Origin of the sequence: Streptomyces californicus (genome assembly GCF_000717645.1) — a bacterium.
Taxonomy (GTDB): Bacteria; Actinomycetota; Actinomycetes; order Streptomycetales; family Streptomycetaceae; genus Streptomyces; species Streptomyces californicus.
The window spans coordinates 1-13,763 of the sequence record NZ_JNZZ01000007.1 but is presented as its reverse complement, the minus strand read 5'-3'; the positions used below and the strand labels follow the sequence as shown (position 1 = coordinate 13,763).

Here is a 13,763-nt window from a genome sequence, read left to right as displayed (position 1 = left end):
CACATGCACTAGTTGAAAATGCGACGTGGTTCGCTCCGATGGCGCGCCTGCCCGTACTTACACGACTCAAACAAGAGAGTGATCCAGCTCACTGGCCAGCCACGGAGCGGTAGTAAGCGGTTACCGACGGCGACTGTCGGCGCGGTGGGGCATGATCGGAGCCGTGACGCGACGCCTGATGCTCCTCGACACCGCCTCCCTGTACTTCCGCGCCTACTTCGGGGTGCCCGACTCGGTGCGCGCGCCGGACGGGACGCCCGTGAACGCCGTGCGCGGACTCCTCGACTTCATCGGCCGGCTGGTGCAGGACCACCGGCCGGACGACCTGGTCGCCTGCTGGGACAACGACTGGCGCCCGCAGTGGCGGGTCGATCTGATCCCGACGTACAAGGCGCACCGGGTCGCCGAGGAGACGCCCGCCGGGCAGACCGACGAGGAGGAGGTCCCCGACACGCTCTCCCCGCAGGTCCCGATCATCGAGGACGTGCTGGCGGCCCTCGGGATCGCCCGCGTCGGCGCCACGCCGTACGAGGCGGACGACGTCATCGGGACCTTGACGGCGCGGGCGGCCGGCCCGGTGGACATCGTCACCGGCGACCGCGATCTGTACCAGCTCGTCGACGACGCCCGCGAGGTGCGCGTGCTGTATCCGCTCAAGGGCGTCGGCACGCTCCAGATGACCGACGAGGCGTGGCTCCGCGAGAAGTACGGCGTGGACGGCGCGGGCTACGTCGATCTGGCGCTGCTGCGCGGCGACCCGAGCGACGGACTCCCGGGCGTCCCCGGGATCGGCGAGAAGACGGCGGCAAAGCTGCTGGACGCGTTCGGCGATCTCGACGGGATCATGGCGGCGGTGGACGACCCGAAGGCGAAGCTGACCCCCTCACAGCGCAAGCGGCTGGACGAGTCGCGCGCGTACGTGGCCGTGGCGCCGAAGGTCGTCCGGGTGGCCGACGACGTCCCCCTGCCCGATTTCGACCCGGCGCTGCCGCGTGAGCCGCGCGATCCGGCCGCCCTGGAGGCGCTGGCCGGGCGGTGGGGACTGGGCGGCGCGGTGTCACGCCTCCTGACCGCTCTTCAGCACTGACCCCCGAGGTGTTAGCTTAGGTATGCCTAAGTAATCGAACCAGGGAGAACCTCGTGGCAGAGCGGCCGGCCCGTCAGGGACCCAAGGCCCAGGGGGCGCAGGTCGTGCGCACCGAGCAGATCACCCCGCACATGGTGCGGGTGGTCCTCGGCGGTGAAGGTCTCGCCGACTTCGCCCTCTCCGGCTTCACCGACCATTACATCAAGCTGTGCTTCGCACCGGAGGGCGCGGACTACGCCCACCCGTTCGACATGGCCGCGATCCGGGAGAGCCACCCGCGCGAGCTGTGGCCCACCACCCGTACGTACACCGTGCGTTCGTGGGACCCGGACGCCAAGGAGATGGCCGTCGACTTCGTCGTGCACGGCGACGAGGGCCTCGCGGGGCCGTGGGCCCAGCGGGCGCGGGTGGGCGAGCAGGTGACCTTCCTCGGCCCCGGCGGCGGTTACGGCCCGGACGCGTCGGCGGACTGGCACCTGATGGCCGGCGACGAGAGCGCGCTGCCGGCCATCGCGGCGGCGCTGGAGCAGATGCCCGTGGGCGCGCTGGTGCACGCCTTCGTCGAGGTGCCGGACGCCTCGGAGGAGCAGAAGATCGTGACGCCGGACGGGGTGGCCGTGACCTGGCTGCACCGCGGCGACCGCCCCGTCGGCGAGCTGCTGACCGCGGCCGTGAAGGGGCTGGACTTCCCCGAGGGCCGTATCCAGGCGTTCGTGCACGGGGAGGCGGGCTTCGTGAAGGAGATCCGCCGCTACCTGCGGGTGGAGCGGCAGATCCCGCTGGCGCAGCTGTCGATCTCGGGCTACTGGCGGCTCGGCCAGAACGACGACGCCTGGCGCGCCGTCAAGCGCGAGTGGAACGAGCAGGTGGAGCGCGAGCAGGAGAGCGGCACGGCCGCCGCGTAGCGGCCGGTCGCGCTCAGCGGACGATCGCGCTCAGCGGACGGGGCCTTCCGCCCGCCCGCCCCGGACCTTCGGACCCCGTCCGCCGCATCGCGCGGCGGGCGGGGTCCGCGCATGCCGGGAGGGGTGCGGGCAGCGGCGGGACGCACCCGGCGCCCGCTGCCACTCCGGGCGGAGGTGTCAGGGACCGCCGCGTGTGCCGGGCCGCCGGATGTGCCGGGCCTCCGCTCCCCCCGGCGGGCGGCGGCGCGAAACGCCCGCCGGGGCCGGGGCGCGCGCACCCTCGCGGGCCCGTTCTGGAAAGATCGCGGAATCCGACCAATCCGTACGGTCGCCGGCTCCGAATAACTGCCGGAAGCCACGATCGTCCCGGGAGGAAACCCGCGTGAAGGAAGCCGTACACATCAGTGGGGTGCCCTTGCCGGGTCCCGATCTCCAGGAGCTTCTGGTGCGGGTCGCCCGGGGCGACCAGGACGCGTTCGCCGCGGTGTACGACGCGGTGAGCCGCCCGGTGCTGGGTCTGGTGCGCAGTGTGCTGCGCGACCCGGCCCAGTCGGAGGAGGTCGCCCAGGAGGTGCTGGTGGAGGTGTGGCGCACCGCGCCCCGCTACCAGCCCTCCCGGGGCAGCGCGATGAACTGGGTGCTGACGCTGGCGCACCACCGGGCCGTCGACCGGGTCCGCTCCGCCGAGGCCGCCGCCGCCCGGGAGCACAAGGCGGCGCTGCTGGAGAGGACGCCCGCCTTCGACGAGGTGACCGAACAGGTCGAGAGCAGGCTGGAGAGGGAACAGGTGCGGCGCTGTCTGCGCACCCTGTCCGAGTTGCAGCGGGAGTCGGTGACGCTCGCCTACTACCGGGGCCTGACCTACCGTGAGGTCTCCGAACTGCTCTCCGTGCCGCTGGGCACCATCAAGACACGGCTCCGCGACGGGCTCATCCGGCTGCGGGACTGCCTGGGGGTGAGCGCATGAGCACGGCCGAACTGCACACGCTGACCGGGGCCTACGCCCTGCACGCGCTGCCGGACACCGAACTGCGCGACTTCGAACGCCATCTGGCGGACTGCGAGGCGTGCACCCAGGAGGTACGGGAGCTGTCGGCCACCGCCGCACGGCTCGGCCTCGCCGTGGCCGAGACCCCGCCCCGCGAGATGCGTGACCGGGTGCTGCGGGAGATCACGACCGTACGCCAGGAGGCGCCGGCGCACGGCAGACCGGAACGGACCGGCGGCTCCGGGCGCACCGGACGGTGGTACGCCTACGCGCTCGCGGCCTGTGTCGCGGCTGCCGCCGCGTTCGGCGGCGTCGCGGTCTGGCAGAACCAGGTGGCGCAGGACGCCCGCCAGGAGGCCGACCGGGCGCAGCGGCAGAGCGAGGAGCTGGCGCAGGTGATCTCGGCCCCGGACGCCAAGACGTCGTCGGGTGAGCTGACCGGCGGGGCGCACGGCACGGTCGTGGTCTCGCAGAGCCGCAATCGGGCGGTGTTCCTGGCCTCGGGCATGGAACGGCCGCCGAGCGGCAAGGTCTACCAGCTCTGGTTCAACGACGCGGGCACGATGCGTTCGGCCGGCCTGATGGACCCGAAGGCGAGTGACGACGCGGTGCTGCTGGACGGACCGGTGGACCGGGCGTCCGGGATGGGGATCACGGTCGAGCCGGCCGGGGGCTCCGCCGAACCGACCTCGTCCCCGGTGGCGCTGATGGACTTCCCGACCGCCTGACGTCCCCGGCGCCTGACCGCCCGGTCACCGTCCGACCGCCCGACCCGCACGATCACGTACAACGCAAGGGAGCCGGTGTTCCATGAGTGTCGCGGTGGTGCTGTTCACCTCCGATCTGCGTCTGCACGACAATCCGGTGCTGCGTGCCGCCCTGCGGGACGCGGACGAGGTCGTCCCGCTGTTCGTCCGGGACGACGCCGTCCACCGCGCCGGATTCGACGCGCCCAACCGGCTGGCGTTCCTCGCGGACTGCCTGGCGGACCTGGACGCGGGGCTCCGGGAGCGGGGCGGCCGGCTGGTCGTCCGCCGGGGCGACGCGGCCCGTGAGGTGAAACGGGTGGTCGAGCGGACCGGGGCGGCCTCCGTGCACATCGCGGCCGGGGTCAGCGGGTACGCGGCCAAGCGCGAGGAACGCGTCCGGGAGGCCCTGGAGGGCACCGGCTGCGAACTGCGCGCCCATGACGCGGTGGTCACCGCGCTCGCTCCGGGCCGGGTGGTCCCGACGGGCGGCAAGGACCACTTCGCGGTGTTCACCCCGTACTTCCGCCGTTGGGAGGCGGAGGGAGTACGGGGCACACTGACCGCTCCCCGCACGGTGCGGGTCCCGGACGACGTATCCGGCGACGAGCTCCCCGACCGGGACGCGATCAAGAACCTCTCCCCCGGGCTGGCCAGGGGCGGCGAGATCGCGGGCCGCAAGCTGGTGACGTCCTGGGTGAACGGTCCGATGGCCGACTACGAGGACGGCCACGACGACCTGGCCGGCGACGCGACGTCCCGGCTCTCCCCCCATCTGCACTTCGGCACGGTCTCCGCCGCCGAACTGGCCAACCGCGCGCGGGAGAAGGGCGGTTCCGGCGGCGAGGCCTTCGTCCGCCAGCTGGCCTGGCGCGACTTCCACCACCAGGTCCTCGCGGCCCGCCCGGACGCCTCCTGGTCCGACTACCGGGCGCGCCACGACCGCTGGCGCTCCGACGAGGACGAGATCGACGCCTGGAAGTCCGGGCGGACGGGCTACCCGCTGGTCGACGCGGCGATGCGGCAGCTCGCTCACGAGGGCTGGATGCACAACCGCGCCCGGATGCTGGCCGCGAGCTTCCTCACCAAGACGCTGTACGTGGACTGGCGGGTGGGCGCTCGCCACTTCCTGGACCTGCTGGTCGACGGCGACGTGGCGAACAACCAGCTCAACTGGCAGTGGGTGGCGGGCACCGGCACGGACACCCGCCCCAACCGGGTGCTGAACCCGGTGATCCAGGGCAAGCGCTTCGACCCCCGGGGCGACTACGTACGGCGGTGGGTGCCGGAGCTGGCGGAACTGGACGGCGCGGCGATCCACGAACCCTGGAAGGCGGAGGGCCTGGACCGGGCGGGCCTGGACTACCCCGACCCGCTGGTGGACCTGGCGGAGGCGCGGGCCCGCTTCGAACGGGCCCGCGGCCTGGACTGACCCGTACGGCCGGAGGGAAGGGCCTGTTCCGCGCGGCCGCGGCGCAGGCCCTTCCCCGTGCTCACGCCCGGCGGGGCGGCCTCGGGAAGAAGCCGCTGGTGCGGGCCCGGTACTCGGCGAAGCCCGGGCGGTCGGCCATGTGCCGCTCCAGCAGGGCCGCGCCGCTGCCCTTCGTCAGCAGGAAGCTCATCACCAGCGGCGCGACGACGGTGGCGCCGGCGGCGGCCGGAGCCTGGCAGACGAAGAGGAACAGGCCCCACCAGACGCAGAAGTCGCCGAAGTAGTTGGGATGGCGGGTCCAGGACCACAGCCCCCGGTCCATGATCTTCCCCCGGTTGGCGGGGTCGGCCTTGAACCGGGCGAGCTGGGCGTCCCCGACCGCCTCGAAGGCGAGCCCGACCGCCCACAGCAGCGCCCCCGCCCAGGCCCACCAGGCCAGGGGCGCGGTCAGGTACTGCGCGGCCTGCACCGGGAGCGAGACGAGCCAGACCAGCGCGCCCTGGAGCAGGTACACCTTGCGCAGGGCGTACCACTTGGGGTCGCCGGGGGCCTTGGCCAGCATCTTCGCGTAGCGCGGGTCCTCGCCGTGCCCCTTGCCGCGCCGGCCGATGTGCACGGCGAGCCGCAGCCCCCAGATCACGGTCAGCGCGGTGACCAGCAGCCGGCGGGCGTCGTCGCCGGTGCCCGCCGAGAGGCCGTACGACACCAGGGCGACGGCGGCGAAACCGACGCCCCAGGCGACGTCGACGATGCGGTGCACGCCCTTCTTCAGGGCGATCGCGAAGGTGACGAGCATGACGGCGAGGGCGGCGCCGGCCGCGCCCGCGAGCCCGCTCGCGAACGCGGCCCAGGCGAAGCCGCTCACCGCTCCTCCCCCGGCCGGGCCGGGGCGTACCAGTCGCGCCGGGTGGGGGGCATCGCGGCGGAACCGACCGCGTCCGGCCGGACGGAGAGGATCTGGTCGACGCCCATCCGCCGCTCCTCGAAGGCGAGCGCGCCGCCGACGAGGTAGAGCCGCCACACCCGCGCGGTCTCCTCCCCCACCAGCGCCGTGAACTCCGCCCAGCGCTCCTCCAGGGTGCGCCGCCACGCCTCGACGGTCAGGACGTAGTGCTCGCGCAGCGACTCGACGTCCCGCACCTCGAATCCGGCCCCCTCCAGCAGACTGACCGTCTCGCCGACCGGCCGCATGTGCATGTCGGGGGCGATGTAGGACTCGATGAACGCGCCGCCGCCCGGGGCGTTCGCGCCCCGGGACATCTGCTGGACCAGGGCCCGGCCCCGGGGCCGCAGCGCGTCGTGCAGGATCGCCGTGAACGCGGGGTACTCGGCGTCCCCGACGTGCTCGCCCATCTCGACGGTGGACACGGCGTCGTACGCCCCCCGCGTCCCGGGGCGCCCCGGGATGTCCCGGTAGTCGATGTTCAGCACCTCGACGAGGTCGTCCAGCCCGCGTTCCGCGACCTGTCGCCGTACGTACGCGGCCTGTTCGGCAGCGAGGGTGACGGCGGTGACGTGGACGCCGTGGCGCTCGGCCGCGTACAGGGTCAGCGAGCCCCAGCCGCAGCCGATGTCCAGCAGCCGGGCGCCGGGCTCCAGTCCGAGCTTGCGGCAGATCAGCTCCAGCTTGTCGCGCTGGGCGTCGGCGGAGCCGTAGTCGGCGCCGTCGCCGGTCCAGTAGCCGCAGGAGTACGCCATCGTCTCGTCGAGGAGCAGGGCGTAGAAGGCGTTGGACAGGTCGTAGTGGTGGCTGATCGCCGCCCGGTCGCGGGCCTTGCTGTGCAGGGCGCCGCGCAGTCCGGCGCGGGCGGCCGGGACCGGGGGCCGGGGGCCGACCGCGCCGAGGCGCAGCGCGAGGCCGGCCGCTCCGATCCGGTCGGCGACGGTGGGGGCGGGCGCGGTCAGGCCGCGTTCGCGGACGGCGCGGCGCACGGCGCGCAGCCCGTCGCCGAGGTCGGCGTCGAGGTCGATGTCGCCGGTGATGTACGCCTCGGCGAGGCCGAGTTCGCCCGGCTGCCAGAGCAGGCGGCGCAGCGCTCTGCGGGTGCGCACGTGGACGGTGGGGGCGTCAAAGGGCCCGGCCTCGCTGCCGTCCCACATGCGCAGCCGGACCGGCAGGGCGCCGCCGAGGAACCGTTCGATCACCGGTACGACGCGCTGGGCGGCCCCGGTGGGGGTGCGCCGGGCGGGGGGCCTGGTGTCGGTGGTGCTCACGCGGTCTCCTCGCGGGTCAGCAGCAGTTGCTGCACATCGAGATAGCCGGAGCGGAAGCCCGCTTCGGAGTAGGCCAGGTAGAAGGTCCACATCCGGCGGAAGACGGCGTCGAAGCCGAGGGCGTCGACCTCCGCGGCCCGCTCGGTGAACCGCTCGCGCCACAGCCGGAGCGTCTCGGCGTAGTGCGCGCCGAAGCCGACGCGCTGCGCGGTGCGCAGGCCGGTGTGGCCGGTGGTGATCCGCTCGATGGCCTCGGTGGAGGGCAGCAGACCGCCGGGGAAGATGTACTTCTGTATCCAGGTGTACGTGGAGCGGCTGGCGCGCAGCCGGTCGTCGGGCATGGTGATGGCCTGGAGGGCGACCCGGCCGCCGGGGGCGAGCAGACGGTCCAGGGTCCGGAAGTAGACGGGCCAGAACTCGGCGCCGACCGCCTCGATCATCTCGACGCTGACGATGGCGTCGAAGGCTCCGTCGACCTGGCGGTAGTCGCTCAGCCGTACCTCCACGCGGTCCTCGAACCCGGCCGCGCGGATGCGGGCGCGGGCGAGGTCGCGCTGTTCGGCGGAGAGGGTGACGGTGAGCACCCGGGCGCCGCGGGCGGCGGCGCGGACGGCCAGCTCGCCCCATCCGGTGCCAATCTCCAGGAGCCGGGTGCCCTCGGTGACCCCGGCGGTGTCCAGCAGCCGGTCGATCTTGCGGTGCTGGGCGGCGGGCAGCAGGTCGTACTCGGCGGGGAAGCCGCGGAAGACGGCGGAGGAGTAGGAGAGCGTCTCGTCGAGGAAGAGGGCGAACAGCTCGTTGGACAGGTCGTAGTGGTGGCTGATGTTGTCCCGGGAGCCCTCGGGGGTGTTGAGCTGCGCCGCGGGCCTGCGCAGCGCCCAGAGACCGCGCAGCCGCTGCAGGGAGCGGGGCACGAGGTCGGCGGCGTTGTCGGCGAGCACGGTCAGCACGCCGACGAGGTCGGGTGCGTCCCACTCCCCGGCCATGTAGGACTCGCCGAAGCCGATGAGCCCGCTCGCGCCGATCCGCCGGAAGAAGGCGTCGGGGTCGCGGACGTCCATGAGCGGCCCGCCGAGGCCGATGTCCTCGGCGCCCGCGAGGCGGGCGCGCAGGGGGAGCCGGCCGAGGGCGCGGCGGACGACGCGTTCGGCGACGGCGGTCCGGGCGCGGGAGGCCCGGGGCGGGGTGGCGACGTCGGGCCAGCGTTCCGGGTCGGGCCCGGAGGTGTGGTCTGCCGACAGCGCCGAGGTGGGAGCGGTCACTGCATGCCTTCCTGGGTGCGGTGAGGGGGGCGGGGCCGTACGGGGAGCCCGCGCAGGTAGAGCCGGATGCCGTGCAGGCGGATCGCGGCGGAGACGACGAGGGGGGACAGCGGGTGGCGCAGGGCGAGCCGCACCAGGGCGCCGGGCGTGGCGCGGCGCCGCTCGCCGCGTACGGTCGCGGTGAACGGGCGGCCTCCGTCGCGCTCCAGGTGGACGGTCAGGTCGAGCGCGGCCCCGGGCTCGGGCAGCCGCATCCGGTAGCCCCCGTCCACGGGGAAGAACGGTGAGACGTAGAACTCCTTGGCGGCGGTGGCCCGGTCGTTCTCGTCCGGGCGCAGCAGATAGCCGTGGCGTCCGCCGTAGGTGTTGTGGACTTCGGCGACGGCGCAGAGGGGGCCGCCGTCGGGGCGGTGGCACCAGTAGACGGTGATCGGGTTGAAGACGTGTCCGAACACCCGGGCCTGGGTGAGCATGGTGACGGCGCCGTCGCCGAGTTCGACGCCCCGGGCCCGCAGGAAGCGCTCCAGACCCTCGCGGACGGTGGGGGCGGTGCCGCCGAAATGGTCGCGGGGATCGAACCGGGCCAGCGGGCGCAGGACGCGGGGCAGCCGGGGCGGCCGGTCGGGGTCGATCAGCCACAGGTAGGTGCGGTGCCGGAAGGCGTACCGCGTGGGCCGGTTCCGTACGTGGGTGATGGTGCACGGGTAGAGGGCGTTCACCAGGCCACCCCCAGGGCGGCGGCGGCCTCGACCCCCGAACGGCAGCCGTCCTCGTGGAACCCCCAGCCGTGGTACGCCCCCGCGTAGGCGGTGACGGGGCCGGTGAGGGCGGGCAGCCGGGCCTGGGCCGCGACGGATTCGGGCGTGTAGACGGGGTGTTCGTAGACCATCCGGGCCCGTACCGAGGCGGGGTCGACCCGGTCGGAGCCGTTCAGGGTGACGACGAAGGAGTCGGGCGCGTCAAGCCGCTGGAGCCGGTTCATGTCGTAGCTGACGGTGACGTGGTCGGCGTCGGCGGCGCAGGACGGCATCAGGTAGTTCCACGAGGCCCTGGCGCCCCGGGCGCGCGGCAGCAGGGTGGTGTCCGTGTGCAGCAGGGTCGGGTTGCGCGAGTACCGGAACGCGCCGAGCACGGTGCGCTCGGCGTCGGTCGGGTCGGCGAGCAGGCGCAGCGCCTGGTCGGGGTGGGTGGCGATGACGACGGAGTCGTACGAGGCCGTCGTGCCGTCCCGCGTGGTGATCGTGACGCCGTCCGGGTGCCGGGCGACGGCGCGCACCGGGGTCGCGGTGTGCACGGCGGAGAGTTGCTTGACGATCAGGTCGACGTAGCTGCGGGAGCCGCCGGTGACGGTGCGCCAGACCGGGGAGCCGCCGATGGAGAGCATCCCGTGGTGGTCGAGGAACCGGAAGAGGTAGCGGGCCGGGTAGCTCAGCGCGGTGACCGGGTCGCAGGACCAGACGGCGGAGACGACGGGCGTCAGGAAGTGGGCGCGGAAGTACGGCGAGAAGCGGCCGCGCCGGGCGAACTCCCCCAGTGTCATCTCGCTCGCGCCGCCCTCCGGCAGCGCCAGCAGCGCGCGGGCCGCGCGGTGGAAGCGCGGTACGTCGGCGAGCATCCGCAGGTAGGGGCCGCGCAGGGCGGAACGCGGCTGTGCGAAGAGCCCGGACGGGCCGCGCGCGCCGGCGTATTCGAGGCCGCATCCCTCGCACCGTACGGACATGGACATCTCGGACTCCTGGGTGGCGACGCCGAGTTCGTCGAAGAGCCGCAGCAGGTTCGGGTAGGTCCGCCGGTTGTGCACGATGAATCCGGAGTCGACGCTGTGCACCCGGCCGTCGGAGGCGTCGAGTTCGTGCGTGTGGGCGTGGCCGCCGACGCGGTCGTCCGCCTCGTACAGGGTCACCTCGTGCGCGTCCCGGAGCACATGCGCGGCGGTCAGTCCCGCCACGCCCGCCCCCACCACGGCCGTCCGCCGTCGCCCTGCCATTTCCCGGCTCCCTCCGGTCGTCCCGCACCTGCCGGAGCGCTGGTGAAGCACCCCTTCACCAGTGGTTCGTGGCTGCCGTCCCGAAGGATTGGTCGATGATCGGCTTACCCCCGAACGGGTGAATGCGGAGATCCGACCAATCCGCCGGGGGCCGGGCGCCGAACCCCTTGCGTGAGAACAGACCGGAACGACGCGCGGACGAACGGCACACGCCTCTCCCTGCGGTCCCGCTCGGTGGGTGCCGAGCTCACCGCGACGGGCGGCAGCACTGCCGGTCGCGGGGACGCCGCCGCGCCGTCCCGGTCTTGCGGTCCGTCTCCCGCGGCTGGGAGACGGACCGCACGCCACCTCGCGCGCTGAGTGGGCGGCACTCCTCCATCGCGCCGGGGGCGAACACCGCTTATCTCTTTGTCTCTTTGTCCCCACGCATCACTCGACTCTCATCACCCGACACTCTCCGCACTTCCGACACCATCGACTCAGGAGAAACACCATGAACTCGCACCTCTTCCGCCGCGCTGCTCTCGCCGTCTCCGTGGCCGCCGTGCTGCCGCTGACGCTGAGCGCCTGCTCGTCGGACGACTCCTCCAAGGACTCCGCCTCGGGCTCGACGGCCAGCGCGTCGGCGCCGGCCAGCCCCTCGGCCGACGACTCGATGACCATGGACAAGCCGTTCGGTCCGGCCTGTTCGTCGGTGCCGAAGGAGGGCGCGGGCTCGTTCGACGGCATGGCGCAGGACCCGGTCGCCACGGCCGCGTCCAACAACAAGGAGCTGTCCACGCTGGTGGCCGCCGTGAAGCAGGCCGGCCTGGTGGACACGCTCAACAACGCGCAGAACATCACGGTGTTCGCCCCGACCAACGACGCGTTCTCGAAGATCCCGAAGGCCGACCTGGACGCGCTGCTGGCGAACAAGGCCGAACTCACCAAGGTGCTCACCTACCACGTGGTCGGTGAGAAGCTGACGCCGAAGCAGCTGGAGAAGGGGTCGTTCGACACCCTGGAGAAGAGCAAGGTGACGACGGCCGGCTCCGGCATGGAGTACACCGTGAACGACTCCTCGAAGGTCGTCTGCGGCAACGTCCCGACCGCCAACGCGACGGTGTACATCGTCGACACGGTCCTGATGCCCCCGAAGTAGTCCGCACCGGACCCCCATCGACGAGGGGCGGGGCCGCGCACGCCGCGACCCCGCCCCTCGTCGTGCGCGACGGCGGCTCATACGCTGACGGCATGACGCAGCGAACATCCGCGGACCGCGACGAGCGCGTGGCCGGAGCCGTGGTGGGCTCCGCGGTCGGGGACGCGCTCGGCGCACCCTTCGAGTTCGGCCTCGCCGGGGTGTTCACGGCCCGTTTCCCGGACGGCGTCGGCACCATGTGCGGGGGCGGCGGCTGGGACCCGGGCGAGGCGACGGACGACACGCAGATGGCCGTGCTGGTCGGGGAGTCGCTGCTGGAGCGCGCCGGCCTGGACCTGCCGGATCTGTTCGACCGCTTCCGGCGGTGGGCGGCGGGCGAGCCCAAGGACATCGGCCTGCAGACCGAGGACGTGCTGACCGGCGGCGAGCCGTGGGACCGCGCCGCGGCCCTGCACTTCCAGGTCAACGGGCGGGCCGCGGGCAATGGTTCACTGATGCGGGCCGCCACGTCGGCGGTGTACTTCGCGCGCTCCGGACGCACGCCGACGATGGCGGCGGCCCGCCGGATCGCCGCTCTGACCCATGGCGACCGGGCCGCCTGGGAGGGCACGGCGGTGCTCCACGAGCTGGTCCGGGTCGCGCTGGCGGGCGGCGACCCGCTCGCCGCCGTGCCGAAGGCGCTGGCCGAGGTGCACGCCGACCACCGGGACCGCTGGGCGACGGTGCTGGCCCCCGACTGGCGCCCGGACCTCGCGACCGAGTTCAACGGTGCGGTCTGGCCCTGTCTGGGCACGGCCCTGTGGGCGCTGCGGACGACCGACGGCTTCGAGCGGGCGCTGGCGGCGGCCGTCGACGTGGGCGGGGACACGGACACGGTGGCGGCGGTGACGGGCGGCCTGGCCGGAGCGGTGTACGGGATCGGCGCGGTGCCGGCCCGGTGGACCGAGCCCCTGCACGTACCGCTCCCCGGCTGGGCGGGCCGCCGCCTGGACACGGCGGACCTGACCGCCCTGGCGGAACGTCTGGATGCCGAGGGCCCTCGGCCGGTATGAGGGGTCTGGTCGATCCCCCTGAGGGGCTTGACCGATCCCCCGAAGAACCCTGCCCGAAATGTTCACATAAGCACTGGATAAGCGCACTATGGGAGTACGGGCACCTGCCGCCACCAACCGCACGACGGTAGGGCTCGCAGGACCGAAGGAGACGAGATCTCATGAGCAACGTCTCACACGCGAGGAGTGATCTGTCGGGCCACCCCGACGCCTCCGAGATGCGTGCGCGGTACGACCGGGTGATGGGCGGCCGCGATGTGGCACTGGTGGACGCGCCGGTGTTTCTGGTCGGCCTCTACTGTGCCGTCTCCCCGTGGGTGCTCCACTTCACGGCGAGCCAGCCGGCGCTGGTCACGCACAATCTCGTGATGGGCATCGCGGTAGCGGTACTGGCCCTCGGCTTCACCGTGATGCCGGAGCGCATGTACGGCCTGAGCTGGGCGATCTGCGCGATGGGTGCGTGGATCATCGTGTCGACCTGGGTGGTGGGCAGCAGCCCGGACACCGGAGTCGTGATCAACAACATCATCGTCGGAGGACTGACGGTACTGCTGGGCATGGTCTGCGCGGGAGCGGCGGCCAGAACCCGCAGGACGTAGCCGCCGGCGCTTGAGGAGGCCTTCTCAGCAGCTCCGGCGCCTGAGGAGCCGGCCCCGGGGCCGAACCCTCGATCCCCCAGCCCCTCTGGTGCCTGAGGAGCCGGACCTGGGGCCGAACCCCGCACCCCCCAGCCCCTCCGACGCTTGAGGAGCCGGACCGGGGGCCCAAACCCGCACCGCCCAGCCCCTCCGGCGCTTGAGGACCGGGCACGGCGCCAGAACCCCGAACCCCTCAGCCCCTCCGGCGCTTGAGGAGCCGGGCCCGGGAACGAAACCCCGCACCCCCCAGCCCCTCCGGCGCTTGAGGAGCGGGGTCCGGGGCGGAGCCCCGGTTTCGGGAAGGGGCGGGG

13 protein-coding genes are annotated in these 13,763 nt (G+C 73.2%); 8 read left to right on the top strand and 5 right to left on the bottom strand.

Annotation, left to right across the window (positions count from 1 at the left end; all coding sequences use genetic code 11):
* Window positions 1-178 precede the first annotated feature (178 nt).
* The 5 genes from IF19_RS0110920 to IF19_RS0110900 all read left to right on the top strand — a co-directional run bounded on the left by IF19_RS0110920 (window position 179) and on the right by IF19_RS0110900 (window position 5,158).
* Window positions 179-1,087 carry a 5'-3' exonuclease gene (locus tag IF19_RS0110920; protein WP_030114108.1) on the top strand — a complete coding sequence of 303 codons (909 nt, stop codon included), beginning with the start codon at window positions 179-181 and terminating at the stop codon, window positions 1,085-1,087.
* A gap of 53 nt (window positions 1,088-1,140) precedes the next feature.
* A complete protein-coding gene (locus tag IF19_RS0110915) occupies window positions 1,141-1,992 on the top strand; it encodes a siderophore-interacting protein (RefSeq protein ID WP_030114109.1) in 852 nt (283 codons plus the stop codon).
* Window positions 1,993-2,374: 382 nt separating this feature from the next.
* On the top strand, window positions 2,375-2,959 hold the full coding sequence (locus tag IF19_RS0110910) for a sigma-70 family RNA polymerase sigma factor (RefSeq protein ID WP_030114110.1): 585 nt from the start codon (window positions 2,375-2,377) through the stop codon (window positions 2,957-2,959).
* Window positions 2,956-3,708 (top strand): anti-sigma factor, encoded by a 753-nt coding sequence (locus IF19_RS0110905; RefSeq protein WP_030114111.1) that lies wholly within the window; start codon window positions 2,956-2,958, stop codon window positions 3,706-3,708. The genes IF19_RS0110910 and IF19_RS0110905 overlap by 4 nt, the downstream gene beginning before the upstream one ends.
* An 82-nt stretch (window positions 3,709-3,790) precedes the next feature.
* Window positions 3,791-5,158 (top strand): cryptochrome/photolyase family protein, encoded by a 1,368-nt coding sequence (locus tag IF19_RS0110900; protein WP_030114112.1) that lies wholly within the window; start codon window positions 3,791-3,793, stop codon window positions 5,156-5,158.
* A gap of 61 nt (window positions 5,159-5,219) precedes the next feature.
* Here IF19_RS0110900 and IF19_RS0110895 read toward each other — a convergent pair whose 3' ends face one another.
* The 5 genes from IF19_RS0110895 to IF19_RS0110875 are packed head-to-tail and all read right to left on the bottom strand — an operon-like array spanning window position 5,220 to window position 10,621.
* Window positions 5,220-6,023, bottom strand: coding sequence for a DUF1295 domain-containing protein (locus IF19_RS0110895; protein WP_030191925.1), 804 nt, complete (start codon window positions 6,021-6,023; stop codon window positions 5,220-5,222).
* Window positions 6,020-7,372 (bottom strand): SAM-dependent methyltransferase, encoded by a 1,353-nt coding sequence (locus IF19_RS0110890; protein ID WP_030120537.1) that lies wholly within the window; start codon window positions 7,370-7,372, stop codon window positions 6,020-6,022. The genes IF19_RS0110895 and IF19_RS0110890 overlap by 4 nt, the downstream gene beginning before the upstream one ends.
* Window positions 7,369-8,634: an SAM-dependent methyltransferase gene (locus IF19_RS0110885; RefSeq protein ID WP_030114117.1), complete on the bottom strand. Its 1,266-nt coding sequence runs from the start codon at window positions 8,632-8,634 to the stop codon at window positions 7,369-7,371. The genes IF19_RS0110890 and IF19_RS0110885 overlap by 4 nt, the downstream gene beginning before the upstream one ends.
* On the bottom strand, window positions 8,631-9,356 hold the full coding sequence (locus IF19_RS0110880; RefSeq protein ID WP_030114118.1) for a DUF1365 domain-containing protein: 726 nt from the start codon (window positions 9,354-9,356) through the stop codon (window positions 8,631-8,633). The genes IF19_RS0110885 and IF19_RS0110880 overlap by 4 nt, the downstream gene beginning before the upstream one ends.
* A complete protein-coding gene (locus IF19_RS0110875) occupies window positions 9,350-10,621 on the bottom strand; it encodes an NAD(P)/FAD-dependent oxidoreductase (RefSeq protein WP_030114119.1) in 1,272 nt (423 codons plus the stop codon). Before IF19_RS0110875 ends, IF19_RS0110880 begins: the two co-directional genes overlap by 7 nt.
* Window positions 10,622-11,114: 493 nt before the next feature.
* Between IF19_RS0110875 and IF19_RS0110870 the strand changes: the two genes are divergently transcribed.
* The 3 genes from IF19_RS0110870 (at window position 11,115) to IF19_RS0110860 (ending at window position 13,413) form a co-directional block, all read left to right on the top strand.
* Entirely contained in the window at window positions 11,115-11,762 is a 648-nt protein-coding gene (locus IF19_RS0110870) for a fasciclin domain-containing protein (RefSeq protein WP_030114120.1), read from the top strand.
* Between the two features lie 92 nt (window positions 11,763-11,854).
* Complete coding sequence (locus IF19_RS0110865) at window positions 11,855-12,814, top strand: ADP-ribosylglycohydrolase family protein (protein ID WP_030278039.1); 960 nt, start codon at window positions 11,855-11,857, stop codon at window positions 12,812-12,814.
* A gap of 161 nt (window positions 12,815-12,975) precedes the next feature.
* Entirely contained in the window at window positions 12,976-13,413 is a 438-nt protein-coding gene (locus tag IF19_RS0110860; RefSeq protein ID WP_030114123.1) for an SPW repeat protein, read from the top strand.
* Window positions 13,414-13,763: the final 350 nt, after the last annotated feature.